General features: G+C 71.2%; 15 protein-coding genes and 1 pseudogene. 9 read left to right on the top strand and 7 right to left on the bottom strand.

Annotated elements, in window-relative coordinates; genetic code table 11:
• Positions 1-348: 348 nt before the first annotated feature.
• Both serS and OHT74_RS20150 read left to right on the top strand, forming a co-directional pair.
• Positions 349-1,626, top strand: a complete 1,278-nt coding sequence (gene serS / locus OHT74_RS20155) for a serine--tRNA ligase (protein WP_266665790.1) — start codon at positions 349-351, stop codon at positions 1,624-1,626.
• Complete coding sequence (locus tag OHT74_RS20150) at positions 1,623-2,435, top strand: HAD family hydrolase (RefSeq protein ID WP_266665789.1); 813 nt, start codon at positions 1,623-1,625, stop codon at positions 2,433-2,435. The genes serS and OHT74_RS20150 overlap by 4 nt, the downstream gene beginning before the upstream one ends.
• Before the next feature lie 163 nt (positions 2,436-2,598).
• On the opposite strand, the gene OHT74_RS20145 is transcribed toward OHT74_RS20150, so the two are convergent.
• The 5 genes from OHT74_RS20145 to OHT74_RS20125 all read right to left on the bottom strand — a co-directional run bounded on the left by OHT74_RS20145 (position 2,599) and on the right by OHT74_RS20125 (position 6,834).
• Positions 2,599-3,246, bottom strand: coding sequence for a rhomboid-like protein (locus tag OHT74_RS20145; RefSeq protein ID WP_266665788.1), 648 nt, complete (start codon positions 3,244-3,246; stop codon positions 2,599-2,601).
• A gap of 85 nt (positions 3,247-3,331) precedes the next feature.
• A complete protein-coding gene (locus OHT74_RS20140) occupies positions 3,332-4,051 on the bottom strand; it encodes an ABC transporter permease (protein ID WP_328620961.1) in 720 nt (239 codons plus the stop codon).
• Positions 4,052-4,065: 14 nt separating this feature from the next.
• On the bottom strand, positions 4,066-4,977 hold the full coding sequence (locus OHT74_RS20135) for an ABC transporter ATP-binding protein (protein WP_229337996.1): 912 nt from the start codon (positions 4,975-4,977) through the stop codon (positions 4,066-4,068).
• Complete coding sequence (locus OHT74_RS20130; RefSeq protein ID WP_266665786.1) at positions 4,974-5,861, bottom strand: ABC transporter permease subunit; 888 nt, start codon at positions 5,859-5,861, stop codon at positions 4,974-4,976. The genes OHT74_RS20135 and OHT74_RS20130 overlap by 4 nt, the downstream gene beginning before the upstream one ends.
• The gene (locus tag OHT74_RS20125; RefSeq protein ID WP_266995722.1) at positions 5,851-6,834 is read right to left on the bottom strand and encodes an ABC transporter ATP-binding protein; all 984 of its coding nucleotides are present in this window, start codon (positions 6,832-6,834) and stop codon (positions 5,851-5,853) included. Before OHT74_RS20125 ends, OHT74_RS20130 begins: the two co-directional genes overlap by 11 nt.
• Positions 6,835-7,048: 214 nt before the next feature.
• On the opposite strand from OHT74_RS20125, the gene OHT74_RS20120 reads away from it, so the two are divergent.
• From OHT74_RS20120 to OHT74_RS20105, 4 genes and pseudogenes are all read left to right on the top strand, one after another.
• Positions 7,049-7,906 (top strand): M24 family metallopeptidase, encoded by an 858-nt coding sequence (locus OHT74_RS20120; protein ID WP_328620960.1) that lies wholly within the window; start codon positions 7,049-7,051, stop codon positions 7,904-7,906.
• A gap of 5 nt (positions 7,907-7,911) precedes the next feature.
• Positions 7,912-9,729 (top strand): SDR family oxidoreductase, encoded by a 1,818-nt coding sequence (locus OHT74_RS20115; RefSeq protein WP_266672886.1) that lies wholly within the window; start codon positions 7,912-7,914, stop codon positions 9,727-9,729.
• A 74-nt stretch (positions 9,730-9,803) separates the two neighbouring features.
• Positions 9,804-9,971: pseudogene (locus OHT74_RS20110) on the top strand (metal-dependent hydrolase); the annotation flags it as partial.
• 10 nt (positions 9,972-9,981) lie between these two features.
• Entirely contained in the window at positions 9,982-10,896 is a 915-nt protein-coding gene (locus tag OHT74_RS20105; RefSeq protein ID WP_266665783.1) for a MerR family transcriptional regulator, read from the top strand.
• A gap of 147 nt (positions 10,897-11,043) precedes the next feature.
• Here OHT74_RS20105 and OHT74_RS20100 read toward each other — a convergent pair whose 3' ends face one another.
• Complete coding sequence (locus OHT74_RS20100; protein ID WP_328620959.1) at positions 11,044-11,874, bottom strand: aquaporin; 831 nt, start codon at positions 11,872-11,874, stop codon at positions 11,044-11,046.
• A 133-nt stretch (positions 11,875-12,007) separates the two neighbouring features.
• On the opposite strand from OHT74_RS20100, the gene OHT74_RS20095 reads away from it, so the two are divergent.
• From OHT74_RS20095 to OHT74_RS20085, 3 genes are all read left to right on the top strand, one after another.
• A complete protein-coding gene (locus OHT74_RS20095; protein ID WP_328620958.1) occupies positions 12,008-12,547 on the top strand; it encodes an RNA 2'-phosphotransferase in 540 nt (179 codons plus the stop codon).
• Positions 12,548-12,703: 156 nt separating this feature from the next.
• Complete coding sequence (locus OHT74_RS20090) at positions 12,704-14,578, top strand: HSP90 family protein (protein ID WP_266995725.1); 1,875 nt, start codon at positions 12,704-12,706, stop codon at positions 14,576-14,578.
• 2 nt (positions 14,579-14,580) lie between these two features.
• Entirely contained in the window at positions 14,581-17,601 is a 3,021-nt protein-coding gene (locus tag OHT74_RS20085) for a tetratricopeptide repeat protein (RefSeq protein ID WP_328620957.1), read from the top strand.
• Positions 17,602-17,646: 45 nt separating this feature from the next.
• On the opposite strand, the gene OHT74_RS20080 is transcribed toward OHT74_RS20085, so the two are convergent.
• On the bottom strand, positions 17,647-18,552 hold the full coding sequence (locus tag OHT74_RS20080; protein WP_266665778.1) for an LLM class flavin-dependent oxidoreductase: 906 nt from the start codon (positions 18,550-18,552) through the stop codon (positions 17,647-17,649).
• Positions 18,553-18,695 lie beyond the last annotated feature (143 nt).

Genomic DNA, 18,695 nt, shown 5'->3' with positions numbered 1-18,695 from the left:
CCCACCCGAATGAGTGTGTGAGGGTGGTTTGAGCCCTGATTCGTCCGGACGGCCCGGCAGTGGGGATTGATCTAATTCCGTGTCCACAGATCCGGCGCACAGCCTGTGGAAAAGTCCCCGCGGTGGACAATTCCTGTGGACAAGGGAGGCCTTCCCGCCCTGCTCAGAGCGTGCCGGGATACCCCGGTTGTGCCCCTTTTCAGGGAATGGGCCGCTTTTATTGACTGCCCGGCAAGGGCCACTTCCGGCCAGCCGGCCAGAGTTCTCCATTCTCCGCAATTAGGACATAGCGACACGCAGCGTGATATCGGTGTGAGCCCAGGAAGCCCAGCCCGGTAGCCTGGAGGGGTGATTGACCTCCGGCTGCTCCGTGAAGACCCTGACCGTGTCCGCGCCTCGCAGCGCGCCCGTGGAGAGGACGTCGAACTCGTCGACGCACTGCTCTCCGCCGACGAGCGCCGCAGGTCCTCCGGCATGCGCTTCGATGAACTCCGCAATGAGCAGAAGTCGCTCGGCAAGCTCATCCCCAAGGCCTCCCCGGAGGAGCGGGCAGAGCTGCTCAAGAAGGCCGAACAGCTCAAGACGGACGTCAAGGCCGCCGAGGCCGAGCAGAACGAGGCCGACGAGGCCGCCAAGCGACTGCTGCTCCAGCTCGGCAACATCGTCCACGAGGACGTGCCAGTCGGCGGCGAGGAGGACTTCACCGTCCTCGAGACGCACGGCACCATCCGCGACTTCGGCGCCGAGGGCTTCGAGCCCAAGGACCACCTGGAGCTCGGCGAGTCGCTGGGCGCCATCGACGTCGAACGCGGCGCCAAGGTGTCGGGCTCGCGCTTCTACTACCTGACCGGTGTCGGCGCCCTGCTGGAGCTCGCCCTGGTCAACGCTGCGATCGCGCAGGCCACCGAGGCCGGCTTCATCCCGATGCTGACCCCGGCACTGGTCCGCCCGCGCGCCATGGAGGGCACCGGCTTCCTCGGCCAGGCCGCGGAGAACGTGTACCACCTCGAGAAGGACGACTACTACCTGGTCGGCACCTCCGAGGTCCCCCTCGCCGCGTACCACATGGACGAGATCATCGACGCCGACAAGCTGCCGCTGCGGTACGCCGGCTTCTCGCCGTGCTTCCGCCGTGAGGCCGGTACGTACGGCAAGGACACCCGCGGGATCTTCCGCGTCCACCAGTTCGACAAGGTCGAGATGTTCTCGTACGTCGCGCCGGAGGAGGCGGAGGCCGAGCACCAGCGTCTCCTGGAGTGGGAGAAGCAGTGGCTGACCAGCCTGGAGCTGCCCTTCCAGGTGATCGATGTCGCCACCGGTGACCTGGGCTCCTCCGCCTCGCGCAAGTTCGACTGCGAGGCGTGGATCCCGACGCAGGGCAAGTACCGCGAGCTCACCTCCGCCTCGAACTGCAACAGCTTCCAGGCCCGCCGCCTGTCGATCCGCTACCGCGACGGCAAGAAGACCGCGCCGCTCTCGACGCTGAACGGCACCCTGTGCGCCGTACCGCGCACGATCGTCGCCATCTTGGAGAACCACCAGCAGGCCGACGGTTCGGTGCGAGTGCCGGCGGTGCTCCGTCCGTACCTGGGCGGCCGCGAGGTCCTGGAGCCGATCACCAAGTGAGCCCGGCCCCGTTCCCGTACAAGCTCGTCGCGACCGACCTCGACGGCACGCTGCTGCGTGGCGACGACACCGTCTCGGAACGCACCCGTGAAGCGCTCGCCGCGGCCACCGCGGCGGGCGCGGCGCACATCATCGTCACCGGCCGGGCCGTGCCCTGGACCCGGAGCGTGCTGGACGACCTCGGCTACAAGGGGATCGCAGTGTGCGGGCAGGGCGCACAGGTCTATGACGCGGGGGCGCACCGGCTGTTGACCTCGGTGACGCTCGACCGGCAGCTGGCCGGTCTCGCGCTGTCGAAGCTCGAGGCCGAGGTGGGTCCGCTGGCGCTCGCGGCCAGCCGGGACGGGGTGGACGGCGACGTACTGTTCGGGCCCGGCTACCGGGTGCAGGAGGGCCTGCCGGCGCTCTACCTGGAGGACACCGCGGAGGTCTGGACGGCTCCGCTGAACAAGCTGTACATCCAGCACCCGGAGCTCGACGACGACGCGCTGGTGAAGGTGGCCCGGGCAACGGTGGGCTCGTTGGTGGACATCGTCATGGCCGGCCCGGGCATAGTGGAGATCCTGCCGCTGGGGCTGACGAAGGCCACCGGCCTCTCGCTGGCCGCGCGCCGGCTGGGTGTGAAGGCTGCGGAGACGATCGCCTTCGGTGACATGCCCAACGACATCCCGATGTTCGGCTGGGCGGCCCACGGCGTGGCGATGGCCAATGCCCATGCGGAACTGAAGGCGGTGGCCGACGAGGTGACGACCTCCAACGAGGAGGACGGCATCGCGGTGGTGCTGGAGCGCCTGCTGGGCGCTGCCTGACGGCTCGGCCGAGAACGCGGAAGGTCCGGAACAGCCCGCGCCGCAAGGCGCGCTCGAAGTGGCTGCTCCGGACCTTTTTGTTGCTCCCCGCACGACTCACTCTGCCCGGGGCGTACGTCCCGTACCAGTCAATTTCCGCGCATCAGCCCGGCGAGCGCAGCGCTCATGTTTCACGTGAAACATGCCTGGGGTGCGGGTGGCGGGTCAGCGGCCAGGCGAGCAGCCCGACGGAGAGCGAGATGGCGTGCCCGAGGTCGGTGAAGGTGCCTCCGGTGAGGAGGGGGAGCCCGAAGAACGCGACGACACAGGCGAGGTAGAGCCAGCGCAAGGGGTTCGGGAGCCGGTAGGTGAGGACCCCGATCGAGGCCGCGAGTCCGTAGCTGACGCCGACGTCGACGACGTGGACCATGCTCTGCGGGGCCCGGTGGTCCTGAATGGCCATCAGGACCACCTTCTGGCTGATCAGGGTGGCCGTGATGTGGGCGGTCGCGACGATGGCGAGCCAGCGCAGGGTGCCGAGCCAGCGTTCGACGGGGGCGTGGAAGAGCTCGAAGAGGACGGCGTACAGGGCGAGCGAGGCCGGGTTCGCTATCCAGAAGGCGCTGGAGAGCAGGGCCCGCACGGGGTGCCGGGTGAGCTCGTGGATATTGCTGCTGTGGCGGTGGAGCAGGACGTGCTCGAGGTGGTCGGGCGCGATCACGACGATGATGCTCGTGACGGCGATGATCAGCAGCCATATGTGCGTACCGGGCGAGGAGCGTATCCAGGACCGTACGGGCCTGGACGGCTCGGGCTCGGTGTGCTCGATCATGCACTGATTTTGCCCCGTACGGCGGTGCCCCGCCTGGCCGGTGGGCCGGGCGGGGCACCGGGCGTGAAGCCGGTACGGCGGGGGCCTACTCCTCGCCCGCCAGGGTGAGGCGGCGCAGCTTCTGGCCGGCGTAGACGGTGGCGCCGACGGTGACCACGCAGAGCAGGGTCACCGCGGTGGGCAGGCCGACGGTGGCATCGACGTAGCCTTCGCCGGCGACCTTCTCGGCGAGGGCCAGGGCCCACTGCTGGACGCTGAGGGTCTTCGCGCCGGAGACCAGGCTGCCGAAGAGCGACTCCCAGATCAGGGCGTAGACCAGGCCGAAGACGACCGCGTGCCGGCTGACGGTGCCGAGCAGCAGGAACAGGGCGCTGTAGGCGATCGAGGCGACGAGGGCGGCGACGGTGTAGGCGACGGCGATCTGCTGGCCGTTGCCGTTGAGGATGAACCCGGCGATCAGGGTCGGGATCGCGGAGAAGGCCATGGTGACGGCGATCGCGACGATCAGCTTGGTCATGATGATCGTCGGGCGCTTCACCGGCTTGGACAGCAGGTAGACGATCGAGCCGTCGTCGATCTCGGGGCCGATGGCGCCGGTGCCGGCGATGACGCCGATCAGCGGAACCATGGTGGCGAGGGCGAAGCCGCCCAGCAGGTCGGCCGCGACTTTGTCGTCCAGGCCGGTGAAGGCGCGGACGGCGGCGGCGATGACGATCAGCAGGACGGGCAGCCCGCAGAGGATCAGCGCGCGGCGGCGGCCGAGCAGCGCGCGGTAGGTGAGCCGGGCGACGGTGGGGTTGTACATGGGTGCCAGCTCCTTCAGGCCGCGACGAGGTAGGAGAAGACCGACTCGAGGGACTCGTCGGAGGGCGAGACCGTCAGCAGCCGGATGCCGTGCGCACGGGCGACCCGCGGCAGCAGCTCGGTGAAGCGGCCGAAGTCGACGGCCTGGATGCGCAGGGCGCCTTCCTTGAGGTCGACCTCGATGCCGGCGGTGGAGGGGTCGGCGATCAGGGCCGCGGCGAGGGCCCGGTCGTCGGAGGAGCGGACCACGTAGCGGTGCGGGCGGTCCGTCATCAGGCGGCGGATCTTGCGGAAGTCGCCGGAGGCGGCGTGCCGGCCGGCGACGACCACCTCGATGTGGGAGGCGAGCTGTTCGACCTCCTCCAGGATGTGGGAGGAGAACAGCACGGTGCGGCCGTCGTCGCCCATACGCCGCAACAGGTCCATGAGCTGCATGCGCTGGCGCGGGTCCATGCCGTTGAACGGCTCGTCGAGGAGCAGTACGGACGGGTCGTGGACGAGGGCCGAGGCCATCTTCACGCGCTGGCGCATGCCCTTGGAGTACGTGGAGATCTTGCGGTCCTGGGCGTACTCCATCTCGACGGTGGCGAGCGCCCGCTGGGCGGCCGCATCGTCGAGGCCGTGGAGCTCGGCATTGGCGACGACGAACTCCCGGCCGGTGAGGAAGTCGTACATGGCCTCGCGCTCGGGCACGACGCCGATCTGCTTGTAGACCTGCTCGTTCTGCCAGATCGGCGCGCCGTCGAGGGTGACGGTACCCGTGGAGGGGGCGAGGAAGCCGCCCATCATGTTGATGAGGGTGGACTTCCCGGCGCCGTTGGGGCCCAGCAGCCCGGTGACGCCGGGGCCGATGTGCATGGTCACGTCGTTGACGGCGACGACGTTCCCGAACCAGCGGGAGGTGTGGTCGATGTCGATGGTGGTCACAGCCCGGCCTTCCGGTAGCGGGCCATCAGGGCGGCGTAGGAGCCGGCGATGAGGGCGAGGACGACGAGCAGGTAGACGAATCCGACGCCGGCCGAGGGGCCGTCTCCGCCGGGGAAGGCGGAGGTGGCACCGAGGAAGGCCGTCTGCACGCCGTCGATCAGGGTGATCGGGGAGAACAGGCCCATCCACTCGATGGGGCCTGTCGAACCGGTGCTGTACGCGATGCCCTGGACGGCGGTCACCGCGCCGTAGGGGATCAGGAGCACGGCGATGATGGCGGCGACGCCGAAGCCGCGGCGCGGCGTGAGCGCGGCCATGATCAGGCCGAGACCGGCGAACAGCAGCGAGAGCAGCAGCACGGAGACCAGTCCCTGGGCGAACCCCTTGGTCTGGTCCGCGAAGTCGAATTTGGCCAGCAACGAGCCGATCCACATGATCAGCAGCGGAGTGGCGGTGAGGATGAACAGGGCCGAGGCCATCGCCGCGAACTTCGCGAGGACGTAGTCGACGCGCTCGATGGGCCGCGAGAAGTAGAGCGGCACGGTCTTGAAGCGCAGGTCCCGGGAGACCGACTGGGGTGCCTGCGAGGCGAGGTAGAGGCCGATGATCATCTGGGTGGTCAGGGCGTACGTCGTGTACTTGATCGGCAGGCTGGTGGAGCCGGGTACCGCGATGGCGACCGCGACGATGATCAGCGCGGGGACGCACATCACCGCGAAGAGGAGCATCGGGAGGACCTTGGACTTGGCCGAGCGGCCGAGTCCGTAGGCACCGCGCAAGGACTGCGAGAACAGCGACTTGCGGGCGTAGGCGCGGCCGAGCCGGGCTCCCTCGTAGGACCGGTAGCCGATGTTATGGATCTGGGTCGAGGTGTCAGGCGCCATCGGAACCGGCTCCCTTCCGGACGAGCTGCTGCTGGTCGTTGTCGCGGAAGACCTCCGCGATGTGGTGGCGGCGCTGTTCCATGCGGACCAGGCCGAGGCCCAGGTCGGCGACGGTGTCGCGCACGGTGTCGTAGGTGTCCTCGCCGGTGGCCTCGACGAGCAGGATGTGGCCGGCTCCGGGCAGGCCCTGCTCCTCGCCCGCGTGCAGGGTGATGCCCGCCTCGGCGAGCGCCTTGCGCAGGGCGGCAGTGCCGTCCGGGTGGGTGTCGGAGTCGGTGACCTCGACCGCGAGGGTCGTGGTGATCTGCGTGAAGTCGCTGGTGGAGCTGGAACGCAGCAGCTTGCCGCCGTCGACGACCACGACGTGGTCGCAGGTCCGCTCCAGCTCGCCGAGGAGGTGGGAGGTGACCAGGACGGAGATGCCGAAGTCGGTGTAGACGCGGCGGATCAGGCCGAGCATCTCGTCGCGGCCGACGGGGTCGAGGCCGTTGGTGGGCTCGTCGAGGAGGACCAGCTGGGGGTCGTGGACGAGCGCCTGCGCCAGCTTGACCCGCTGCTTCATGCCCGTGGAGTAGCCGCCGATGGGGCGGTAGCGCTCCTCGTACAGGCCCACGTGGCGCAGGGTGTCGGCGGTCCGCTCGCGGGCGGCGGTCGGCGGTAGTCCGGACATGCGCGCCATGTGTACGACGAACTCGGTGGCCGAGACGTCGGGCGGCAGGCAGTCGTGCTCGGGCATGTAGCCGACGCGTTCACGGATCGCGCTGCCATGGGTGGCGACGTCGAGTCCGAGCACGGCGGCGCGGCCCTCGGTGGCGGGGGACAGTCCAAGCAGGATCTTGATCAGCGTGGACTTGCCGGCTCCGTTGGCACCCACGAGGCCGGTCACTCCCGGCCCGATGTCCAGGGAGAGCCGGTCGATTGCGGTCACTCGGGGGTACCGCTTGCTCAGGCTTTCGGTCGCGATGACAGTCACGGCTCCGACGTTAGTGGCGCCGGCCGTGCGGATCGTCAGACCTGGAGCGTCATCCCGTCTCCGCCTTCAGGACTACAGACCCTGACGAAAGGCTGATGCGGACCGGACAAGTTTGTCCACAGGTCTGTGCACGGGCCTTGACGTGATCTCCGGTCATTGTCACATTCATCAGTGTCAAGTTACGGGCGGGTACGGCTACGGACGGACGGCTGTCATGGCTGGGGACACCAGGGAACGCACCGCGCAACTCTCGGCGGACCTGCGCGGGTTCAGGGAAGTGCAACGCCTCTCGTACGAGTGCGCGGAGACCGTCGCGGCCCAGCTGCGGCCGGGGGTGACCGAGCGCGAGGCGGCGCGGATGCAGCGCGAGTGGCTGCGCGAGCGCGGCGTGCGGGACTGGTTCCACCTGCCGTTCGCGTGGTTCGGTGACCGCACCGCCTTCGCGAACTTCAAGATCCCCCTGCAGTTCTTCCCGACGAACCGGAAGCTGGAGCCGGGGATGCCGTTCATCCTCGACATGGCCCCCGTCCACAAGGGGTATGCGGCCGACATCGGGTACTCGGGCAGCCTCGGGCTGAACCCCGTACAGGACCGGCTCATGTCCGATCTGCGAGTGCACCGCGAGCTGATCCTGGAGCAGGTCCGCGAGCGCCGCCCGCTGCGCGAGATCTACGAGAACGTCGAGCGGCTGATGATCCGCCAGGGGTATGCCAACCGGCACCGCGCCTACCCCTTCGGGGTGATCGCCCACAAGATGGACCGGGTCAAGGAGCGGCGCTGGTCCCCGACTGCCTTCGGGTTCGGTACGCAGTCCCTCAAGGGGCTGGCCTCCGACGCCCTGCACGGGCACCGCGAGGGCTGGTCCCCGCTGTGGAGCCCGTACCGCTTCTCCGACCACCCGCCGCAGCCCGGCCTGTGGGCGGTGGAACCGCACCTGGGCTTCCGGGGCACCGGCGCGAAGTTCGAGGAGATCCTGGTCGTCACCGACTCGACGGATCCCGAGGAGAGCGCGTTCTGGCTGGACGACGATCTGCCGCACGTGCGGCGCTGGGCCGAGGAGAAGGCAGCATGAGCGGCATGAGCGGAGCGGACGGCAGGAAGAACGGCATCACGGGGACGAGCCCCGCCGGGACGGGCCTCGCGGGGGCGCGCGAGCGCCGGGTGAGCACCGGCGGCATCGAGCTGTGCGTCGTCGAGCTCGGCGACAGCGACCGGCCGACCGTGGTGCTCGTACACGGGTACCCGGACAGCAAGGAGGTCTGGTCCGAAGTCGCGGAGCGGCTGGCTGCCGGCTTCCACGTGGTGCTCTACGACGTACGCGGCCACGGTCGCTCCACCGCGCCGGTGCCACTGCGTGGCGGCTTCACCCTGGAGAAGCTGACCGACGACTTCCTGGCAGTGGCGGACGCCGTCAGCCCGGACCGGCCGGTGCACCTGATCGGCCACGACTGGGGCTCCGTACAGGGCTGGGAGTTCGCGACGGTCGCCCGTACCGAGGGCCGGATCGCCTCCTTCACCTCGATCTCGGGCCCCTCCCTGGACCACTTCGGGCACTGGATCAAGAAGCGGATGACCCGGCCCACCCCGCGCCGGGCCGCGCAGCTCCTCGGCCAGGGCGCCAAGTCCTGGTACGTGTACATGCTGCACACCCCCGTACTGCCGGAGCTCGCCTGGCGCGGGCCGCTCGGCAAGCGGTGGCCGAAGATGCTGGAGCGGGTGGAGAAGGTCCCGGCCGGCTCCTACCCGACGGCCTCGCTGCCCTCGGACGCCGCGCACGGAGCCTGGCTCTACCGCGACAACGTACGGCCCCGGATGCGCCGCCCGCGCCCCGACGCGTACGCGCACGTACCCGTCCAGCTGATCACCCCGACCGAGGACGCGTTCCTCTCCGAGCGGCTCTACGACGACCTGGAACTGTGGGCCCCCGACCTGGTGCGGCGCACCCTGCCCGCCAAGCACTGGGTGCCGCGGACCAGGCCCGACCAGCTGGCCGCGTGGATCACCGAGTTCGTCACCGCCCGGGAGGAGCCCGCCACCCGGGCGCCGCAGCAGAAGGCTCCGGGCCGGTACGCCGACCGGTTCGGCGGCCAGCTGGTGCTGGTCACCGGCGCCGCCAGCGGCATCGGCCGGGCCACCGCGTTCGCCTTCGCCGAGGCCGGGGCCCGGGTGGTCTGCGTGGACCGGGACGCCGAGGGCGCGGCGCGGACGGCCGACATGGCGCGGCTCGTCGGGGCCCCCGAGGCCTGGGGCGAGTGCGTCGACGTCAGCGACGAGCAGGCGATGGAGAAGCTCGCGGCGAAGACCGCCGCCGAGTACGGAATCGTGGACGTCCTGGTCAACAACGCGGGGATCGGCCTGTCGGGGCCCTTCCTGGAGACCACCTCCGAGGACTGGAAGAAGGTCCTCGACGTCAACCTGTGGGGGGTCATCCACGGCTGCCGGATCTTCGGCCGGCAGATGGCCGAGCGCGGCCAGGGCGGACACATCGTCAACACCGCCTCCGCCGCCGCGTACCTGCCCTCCAAGACCCTGCCCGCGTACAGCACCTCGAAGGCCGCGGTGCTGATGCTGAGCGAGTGCCTGCGCGCCGAGCTCGCCTCGCAGTCGATCGGGGTCTCGGCGATATGCCCGGGGATCGTCAACACCAACATCACCGCCAGCTCGCGCTTCGCCGGGGTGGACGCGGCGGAGGAGAAGCGCCGCCAGGAGCGCTCCTCCCGGCTGTACGGGCTGCGCAACTTCCCGCCGGAGAAGGTCGCCGACGCGATCCTGCGGGCCGTGGTGCGCAACGAGGCCGTGGTTCCCGTGACACCGGAGTCCAAGGGCGCCCTGTGGATGTCCCGGTTCGCGCCGGGCGCCCTGCGGCGGCTCGCGAAACTGGAACCCCGGCTGTGAACGGGGCGGCGGAGCCGGTCCCGGCCCGGGGCGGGGGCGGGAGAGCCGGGCTGCGGCTCCGCGACCGCCCCGCGCGGCTGCTGCCGACGTGGAGAGAGCTCGGCACGGCCATATCCCGCTACTTCCGGCAGTCGTACCATCCCTCGCAGGAGGGCTCGCTGCGCAGGGCGGTCGAGTACCTTGCGGCTTCGCCTGCCGCCCGGGCCGCGGCGGCCGCGGTCGGCCGAGCCGCCATGTCGTAGGGAGCCGGGATTGTCAGAACAGGCGGTGGCCGAGTACCGGATCGAGGATCTCGCGCACCACAGCGGGGCGACGGTGCGCACCATCCGTGCGTACCAGGACCGCGGGCTGCTGCCGAAGCCGGAGCGGCGGGGCCGCTCCAACGTCTACCGGGACACGCATCTGGCGCGGCTGCGGCAGATCGCCGACCTGCTGGACCGCGGCTACACCCTGGCCTCCATCAAGGAGCTGCTGGAGGCCTGGGACGCCGGGCGCGGGCTCGGCGGCGTGCTGGGGCTCGTCGCCGAGGTGCACGGACCGTGGACCGACGAGGAGGCCGCCCGGATCAGCCGGGCCGAGCTGAACGAGCGGTTCGGCGGGCGGCCCGACGACGACGCCGTGGGCGAGGCCTGCGAGCTGGGAGTGCTGGAGCGGATCCCGGGGCGCCCCGACGATTTCCTCGTGCCCTCCCCGCAGGAGCTGGCGGTGGCTGCCGAGCTGTACGCGGCCGGGGTGCCGCTGTCAGCGATCACCGGGCATCTGCGCGAGCTGCGCGGGCAGGTGGAGCACATCGCCTCGCGGTTCCTCGAGTTCACCACCGAGCACGTCTTCGCCCGCTACCTCGGGCAGGTCCCGCCGACGGACGCGGACGCGGCGGAGGCGGCGACGATGGTACGGAGACTGCGGCCCCTGGCCCAGCAGACGGTGGACGCCGAGCTGGCGCGGGCGATGCGGCTGTTCGCGACCCGGCATCTGCAGAGCCACCTGGGGGCGGCAGGGACCCCGCAGCCGTCGGGGCCCGCATCGGTGCCACTGCCGGCGGCGACGGTACGGGCGGTGCAGGAGCTGGTCGGCGCCGAGCACGTCGGGGAGTTCGTCCGGGCCGCGACGGAGCGGGAACTGCAGGCCCGGACGATGAACGAGCTGGCGCGCCGGGGCGGCGGGTAGCGGCTGCCGCCGTCCGGTGACGTCGGCCGGTAGTCCACAGGGCGGATCACTCGTTTGCCCTCAAACCCGACCCAACCGGCTGTGGACAAGTCGGTACTACCTGTGGGCAACCCTGTGGACGGCGGTGTGAACGACTGCTCGGACGGCTCAACCGACGGTCTCGTACGCGGCGTTCACGGGGCCGCCCGGGCCGATGACACCGGCGCTTCCGGCGGGCTCCGGCGGGCTGACGGACACCGGCGCGAGGGCCTCCGCACCGGCCGCGGGGGTGGCCGGCGCGTCCTGCGTACCGCGCCGGGTGCTCCCGTAGAGGAGTGCGGCGAGGGCCAGGCCCAGGACGCCTCCGATCAGCTGGGCCGCGACGAATCCGGGCAGCGACTGCGGGGCGATGCCGGTGAACGAGTCGCTGAAGGCGCGCCCGATGGTGCCCGCCGGGTTGGCGAAGGAGCCGGACGAGGTGAACCAGATCGCGGCGGCGATGTACGCGGCGACCGCGGTCGGGATCAGCTTCGGGCGTCCGATGCGCTCCAGGCCCTGGATGACGAGGACGAGCCCCGCGGTGGCGACGATCTCGCCGACGAGCAGGTGCCCTCCGGCGCGGATCTGCGTGGAGAACGTCCCGGGGGCGCGGCCGAACATCAACTCGGCGACGACGGCGCCGCCGATGGCCCCGGCGGTCTGGGCCGCGGTGTAGACCAGGGCCTCCCTGCCGCCGAGCCCCTCACCGCCGGTCCGCCGGGCCCACCACGAGGTGAGGGTGACGACCGGGTTCAGATGCGCTCCGGACAGCGGTCCGAAGAGGGTGATGATCAGCCCGAGCCCGATGGCCGAGGCGAGCGAGTTGGCGACGAGGGCGACACCGGTGTCACGGCTGAGGTCGGCGGCCTGGATTCCGGAACCGATCACCACCACGAGAAGGCCTGCGGTGCCGATGAACTCGGCGACCGCACGGCGCGGCAGGGAAGCGTGGATTGTCATGGGTTCTCCCCCTGGGCAGAAGTTCAACGGAAAATGTATTCCGTATCTTGGAAGCGCGATAGAGGGTGTCCGGGTTCGGCGGAGCCGAGAAAAATCGCTGCCCGACCCCGCTCCGACGCGGCAAGCTGGGGCCATGGACGACAGACGCACCGTGAAGGTGTCCAAATACGTCTCGAAACATCTGCGGCATCAGCCGGAACGCATCGGACTGGTGCTCGATCCCCAGGGCTGGGTGGAGATCGACGATCTTCTCCGCGCGGCCACCTCCCACGGCTTCCCCGTCAGCCGCGCCGAGCTCGACCACGTGGTCGCCGCCAACGACAAGCAACGGTTCGCCGTCGACGGCACCCGCATCCGGGCCAGCCAGGGGCACACCGTTCCCGTGGACCTGGACCTGCCGGAGGCCGAACCGCCCGCGTACCTCTACCACGGCACCGTCGCCGCAGCCCTGGACGCGATCCGCGCCGAGGGCCTGCGCCCCATGGCCCGCCACCACGTGCACCTGTCCCCCGACCGGGAGACCGCGACCCGTGTCGGCGCGCGGCGCGGCCGGCCGGTCGTGCTCAGCGTGGACTCGGGGGCGATGCGCGCGGCCGGGCACGTTTTCCGGATCAGCGCCAACGGGGTGTGGCTGGTGGATGCCGTACCGCCGCAGTTCCTGCGTTACCAGTAGCGCCGGCCGGGACGCCGCTCGGCAGCGCGCTCGGCTCCGCCGGAATTCACGAAGAGATTGTCAGATCATCCCCCTACTCTGTTCCTCATTCCGATCTGTGAGGGGGGTACCTCGCGATCGCCGAACCATCCATGCGAGCACGCGAGGTGACGCCCCGTGACGTCCACATCCCCTTCCCCTTCCCACTCCGCCGACCACTCCGACCCGTCGGCCAACAGCTTCCAAGTCGATCTGCGCGGCCTGGTCGACCTGCTCTCCCACCACCTCTACTCCAGCCCGCGCGTCTACGTCCGCGAGCTCCTGCAGAACGCGGTGGACGCCGTCACCGCCCGCCACGCACTCGACCCGGAGGCGGAGATCCGCATCCGCCTGTCGGCGTCCGCGGGCCGGGTGACCATCGAGGACAGCGGCATCGGCCTGACCGCCGCCGAAGCCCACTCCCTCCTCGCCACCATCGGCCGCAGCTCCAAGCGCGGCGGCGACCACGGCCTCGAGACCACCCGCCGGGAGTTCCTCGGCCAGTTCGGCATCGGACTGCTCGCCTGCTTCGTCGTGGCCCGCCAGATACGCGTCATCACGCGTTCCGCCCGCGACCCCCAGGCCGCGCCCGTCGAATGGCTGGCCACGGACGACGGCTCGTACACCGTCCGCGAACTGCCCGACGAGGCACGCCGGGAGCCCGGGACCACCGTCATCCTCCAGGCCCGCCCGGGCGCCGAGGAGTGGACCGTCCCGGCCAAGGTCGAGCAGCTGGCCCGCGACTACGGCTCCCTGCTCCCGTACGACATCACCTTCGACGACGGCGAAGGCGGCGAGCCGCGGGCCGTCACGGACCGGCCCGCTGTATGGGACCGTCCCTTCCCCACCCCGGCCGCCCGCCGCGTCGCGCTCGCCGGCCACTGCGCGCAGCTCTTCGGCTTCACCCCGCTCGACAGCATCGACCTCGACCTGCCCGTCGCCGGGGTGCGCGGAGTGGCGTACGTCCTCCCCGAGCCGACCAGCCCCGCCCACCGGGCCGGACACCGCGTCCACCTCAAGGGCATGCTGCTCACCGATCATGCCGACAACCTGCTGCCGGACTGGGCGTTCTTCGTCCGCGCGGTCATCGACACCGACACGCTGCGGCCCACCGCCTCCCGCGAGAACCTGTACGACGACGAGACCCTGTCCGCCGTACGGGAGGCCCTCGGCGCCCGCGTCCGGGCCTGGCTCGCCGAACTCGCCGCGAGTGAACCGGAGCGGCTGGCCGCCTTCCTGGGCGTCCACCACCTCGGTGTGAAGTCCCTGGCCCGGCACGACGCCGAGCTGCTCGGCCTGATGCTGCCCTGGCTGCCGTTCGAGACCAGCGACGGCTCGATGAGCCTCCAGGAGTTCACGGCGGCCCACACCGAGATCCACTTCACGCGCACCGTCGAGGAGTTCCGCCAGATCGCCCCGATCGCGGCGGCCCACGGCCTCGGCGTCATCAACGCCGGATACACCTACGACGCCGACCTGCTCGCCCTGCTGCCCTCCGTACGGCCGGACCTCAAGGTCACGGAGCTGGACGCCGGAGCCGTCACCGAGCGGCTCGACCCGGTCCCGACCTCCGCCGAACTCGCCCTCGCGCCCTTCCTGTCCACGGCGCGCACCCGGCTGGAACCGCAGGGCTGCGACGTGGTGCTGCGCGCCTTCCAGCCCGTCTCGGTCCCGGCGCTCTACCTCGACGACCGCCAGGCCCGCCAGGAGCGCGACCGCACGGCCGCCCTGAGCAGCGCCGACTCTCTGTGGAGCGGAATCCTCGGGGCGCTGCGCGGCTCCGCGCCGCGCGCCCGCCTGGTGCTCAACCACAACAACCCGCTGATCCGCCGGATCTCGGCCCTGCCCGACGAGGCGCTGACCGGCACGGCGGTCGAATCGCTGTACGGGCAGGCACTGCTGATGTCCCAGCGGCCACTGCGCCCCGCCGACTCCACCCTGCTCAACCGGGCCTTCCTCGGGCTCTTGGAATGGGCGACCCACTCCACCGACTCCCCGGAGGGACAGAAGTGACCATGCTGACGCACGAGGAGATCGAGCGGGGCCTGGCGGAGAACAGAGACGCCCCGAACGGAGCCGCGCGCAACGCGCACGCCGAGGTGCTCGTGGGTGCGGCGGAGGCGAACGGTGACTGGGCGCTGTTCCGCAAGTCGCTCGACAACCTGATCAACGCCTACCTCTGGAGTGCCGAGTCCTCGAAGATGCTGGTGCCGTTCGCCCGGCTGCTCCAGGAGTACGACAAGGACCCCGGTGCCTTCGACCGGTGGGACGCCCACTCGCTGTTCTGGCAGTTCAAGTGGGTGGCCACGGCCATCAGCGATTCCCCCGAGATCCCGCTGGAATCCGCCACCGGCTGGCTGGACGAGATGGAGCGCCGCTACCGGATCGCGGGCTACAGCGAGCGGCCGGTACGCGAGGCCGAGCTGTGGCTCGCCGACGCGATCGGCGAGGACGACCGGGCCGAGCGGGCGTACCGCGCCTGGCTGGCGGCCGACCGCGACAGCATGAGCGACTGCCATGCCTGCGAGCTCAACGGGCAGGGCGCGTACGCCGCGCACCGCGGGGACGACGCCCAGGCCCTGGAGGTCTGGCAGCCCGTGCTGGCGGGCGAGCGGACGTGCGCCGAGGAACCCCACCGGCTGCTCGCCCACTCGCTGCTGCCGCTGTTGCGCCTCGGCCGCTTCGACGAGGCCCGTTCGCACCACCTGCGCGGCTACCGCATGGCCCGGGGCAACGAGAGCCTGCTGCCCTCGGTAGGCAAGCACATCGAGTTCTGCGCCCTGAGCGGCAACGAGTCGCGCGGCCTGGAGATCCTCGCCGAGCATGCCGCCCATGTGGGCCCGCTCGTCAATGTCGACGACCAGATGGCCTTCCACGGCGGCATCCTGGTGCTGCTGCGCCGGCTGACGGAGCTGGGGCACGGCCAGAGCCCGGCGGTCCCCTACGAGGGTGTCCCGCGCACGGTCTCCGAGCTGTACGAGGTGCTGCGCGCGAGCTCGCTCGAGATCGCCCGGCGGTTCGACGCGCGCAACGGCACCACCCGGGTCTCGGACCGCTTCCTCGCCCGGATCGGACGGGAGCCGCTGGTCGACGTGCTGCCGCTGGGGGTGCGCGGCACGGCCTTGCCGAAGACCCCTGCGCCCGCGGCAGCAACTGCCCCAGTGGCTGCGCCCGTGCCGCCCGCAGCCAGCTTCGAGGAGCTGGTGGAGCGGGCCCGGCAGACCCGCGACCAGGGGCATCCGGCCGCGGACGGGCTCTGGGCCGAGGTAGGCGTACGAGTGGACGCGCGCCCGGAGGGCGAGGTGGACGCGCTGGTCGCCGCCGATGTGGCGGACCACCGGGCCCTGACGGCAGCCCGCGGCGGGGCCGCGAACGCGGCGGAGCTGCTGGAGGCGGTCCGCGACGTCTACCGAGTGCTCGGGCAGGAGCAGCGCGCCGCACTGGCGGAGCTGCGGCTGGCGAGCGAGGCCGCGCAGTCCGGGGCCGAGCCCGAGCGGATCCGGGAGCTGCTCGAGGTCGCCGCGCGGGCCGCCGAGGCGCTGGACGCGGACGAGCCGCTGCGCGGGCGCCGGATCGCACTGGCGGAGCTGGCCTCGATCCGTGTGGAGTCGTACCTGCGCTCGGTGGAGGCCGGCCCGGAGCACGACCACGTCCACGACCACGTCCACGGCCCCGGACAGGGCCAAGGGCACGGTGAGCTCGCGGCCGAACTCGGCGCCTTCGTCGCAGCCCATGCCGAGGATCTGCCCGACCTGGTCGCGGAGGCCGAGGAGATGATGGGCCGCGTCGCCCTGTCCCAGGGCGACCCCGAGCGGGCCCTGCCGCTCCTGGCCTCGTCCGCGACGCGCGCGGTGTCGGCGGACCGGCCGTGGCAGGCGGTGGATCCGCTGGTGCTGCGGGCCGGGGTGCTGATGTCGCTGGACCGGCCGGAGGAGGCGGAGGAGGCGGCGCGCGCCGCGCTGGAGCACTCCGCGGAGGTGACCGAGGCCGAGACGCAGGGAGTCGTACGGCTCACCCTCGCGGACATCCTGCTGCGCAGGGCCGACGCTGCGGCGGAGGCGGCCGAGCACGCCCTCACTGCGGCGCACTGGTTCGACCAGGCCGGTCTGGCCGCCGACGGAGGAGCTCAGGCCCGGCTCGTGCTGGCCCGGGCGCATGCGCGGGAGGGCCGGAACGCCGACGCGGCGGAGGTGTTGCAGTCGACGCTGCCCGATCTGCTGGAACACGGCGAGGGACAGGCCGTGTCCGCACGGGAGTTCCTCGGCGATCTGCTGCGGCAGCTGGACGACTCGCGTGCGGCGGCCGAGCAGTACCTGCTGGCGGCGGAGGTGGCCAAGGGCTGGGAGGACACCCGCCCGCAGGCCGCCCTCGCGCAGGCGGCCGCGGAGCAACTCGCCGCCGCGCGCCTGCACCAGGAGGCGGTCGCCGCGTACGAGCGGTCCCTGGAGCTGTACCGGGTGACGGGGGACGCCCCGATCGCCGAGGTGCGGATCCTGCGCTCCCTGGCCTGGCTGGCACCGCGGGAGAACGTCACCGCGGCGGCATGGGCGCAGGCCCGGGACCTGATGCACCAGGCAGCCGGGGTCGTGGAGGCTGCACTGGCCGAGCACGGGGACACCCCCGCGGCCCCGCAGCTGCGGGCCGAGCTCGCCCAGACCTGGCTGCAGCTGGCGCAGGTGCTCGACTGGCGGGTCAACTCGCTCGAGGAAGCCGACGAGGAGGACGGCGGCGAGGACGGCAAGGAATCCCCTGGCGACGTCGTGGGCCGCGACGCTGAGGTCGAGGCGCTGAGGCTGGAGGAGATCGGGCTGAGTGGGCGGGCCGCGGCCCTGTACGCGGAACTCGGTCCGGACCATCTGGGGGACCGGCTCCAGTGCGTCCAGTACGCCGCCTGGACCGAGCAGGAAACAGGTCGCGAGGAGGCGGGAGCCGCTCGGCTCTCGGCGCTGATCGACGAACTCCGGGCCCGGCCCGAGGGGGTTCCGGAGGGTCTGCTGGAGCGCGCCCAGTCCTCCCTGGACAGCCTGAGGTCCTGACCGCGATGCCCCCGTCGCCAGGCGGCGACGGGGGCATCGGAACCATCAGCTGTCGAGCTGGGCCAGGCCCTCGGTGGCGATCTCCTCGAAGACGTTCTCGTCCGCCGCGAACTCGGAGTCCGGGATCGGTGCGTGGATCACGATCTCGGTGAAGCCGAGCTCCTGGTGGCGGCCGGCGAAGTCGACGAACGCACCGACGGAGTCCAGCATCGTGTTGCGCTCCGGGGTGAAGCCGGTGAGCAGGATCTTCTCCATCGGCTCCGGCGCCCGCCCGATCTCGGCCATGGCCTTGTCGAGCTTGGCCAGCTGGCCGCGGATGGCCTCCAGTGACTGCTCCGGGGTGCCCTCCTCGAAGAGCTTCGGATCGCCGGTGGTCACCCACGCCTGGCCATGGGCGGCGGCCAGCTTGAGGCCCCGCGGGCCGTTCGCGGCGACGGCGAAAGGCAGTCGCGGCTGCTGCACGCAGCCGGGGATGTTGCGGGCCTCTTCGGCGGAGTAGAAGGTGCCGCGCTCGCTGACCGCGGCCTCGGTGAGCAGCCGGTCCAGCAGCGGCACGAACTCTGCGAAGCGGTCCGCACGCTCACGCGGGCTCCAGGGGTCCTGGCCCAGCGCGGTCGCGTCGAACCCGTTGCCGCCGGCGCCGATACCGAGGGTGAAACGGCCGCCGGAGATGTCGTCCAGCGCCATGAGCTCCTTGGCCAGCGTCACCGGGTGCCGGAAGTTCGGCGAGGTGACGAGCGTGCCCAGCCGCATCCGCTCGGTGGCTGCGGCCGCCGCGGCCAGTGTCGGGATCGCGCCAAACCACGGCCGGTCGCGGAAGGACCGCCAGGTCAGGTGGTCGTAGGTATATGCGGTGTGAAACCCGAGCTTCTCGGCTCGCACCCACTGGTCACGACCGCCCTCACGCCACGGGCGTACCGGGAGGATCACAGTGCTCAGACGCAGACTCATGTATTCGAGACTACGGCCCTGCCCATGTTTCACGTGAAACGTCAGCCGCCGATGTTTCACGTGAAACATCGGCCGTCCCTGTTTCACGCGGAGCACCTCAGGTCTCCCCGGAAGAAGTCCGCGGGCAGGTAGCCAGGGGAGAA

Origin of the sequence: Streptomyces sp. NBC_00354, from assembly GCF_036106915.1 — a bacterium.
Classification (GTDB): Bacteria; Actinomycetota; Actinomycetes; order Streptomycetales; family Streptomycetaceae; genus Streptomyces.
Note: the sequence above shows the minus strand (reverse complement) of the source record. Positions and strands in the feature narration are given on the sequence as shown.

Coding starts and splice junctions, on each gene's coding strand:
- OHT74_RS20145 (WP_266665788.1), bottom strand. CDS start 3,246: ATGATCGAGCACACCGAGCCCGAGCCGTCCAGGCCCGTACGGTCCTGG.
- OHT74_RS20140 (WP_328620961.1), bottom strand. CDS start 4,051: ATGTACAACCCCACCGTCGCCCGGCTCACCTACCGCGCGCTGCTCGGC.
- OHT74_RS20130 (WP_266665786.1), bottom strand. CDS start 5,861: ATGGCGCCTGACACCTCGACCCAGATCCATAACATCGGCTACCGGTCC.
- OHT74_RS20120 (WP_328620960.1), top strand. CDS start 7,049: ATGGCTGGGGACACCAGGGAACGCACCGCGCAACTCTCGGCGGACCTG.
- OHT74_RS20115 (WP_266672886.1), top strand. CDS start 7,912: ATGAGCGGAGCGGACGGCAGGAAGAACGGCATCACGGGGACGAGCCCC.
- OHT74_RS20100 (WP_328620959.1), bottom strand. CDS start 11,874: ATGACAATCCACGCTTCCCTGCCGCGCCGTGCGGTCGCCGAGTTCATC.
- OHT74_RS20095 (WP_328620958.1), top strand. CDS start 12,008: ATGGACGACAGACGCACCGTGAAGGTGTCCAAATACGTCTCGAAACAT.
- OHT74_RS20085 (WP_328620957.1), top strand. CDS start 14,581: ATGCTGACGCACGAGGAGATCGAGCGGGGCCTGGCGGAGAACAGAGAC.
- OHT74_RS20080 (WP_266665778.1), bottom strand. CDS start 18,552: ATGAGTCTGCGTCTGAGCACTGTGATCCTCCCGGTACGCCCGTGGCGT.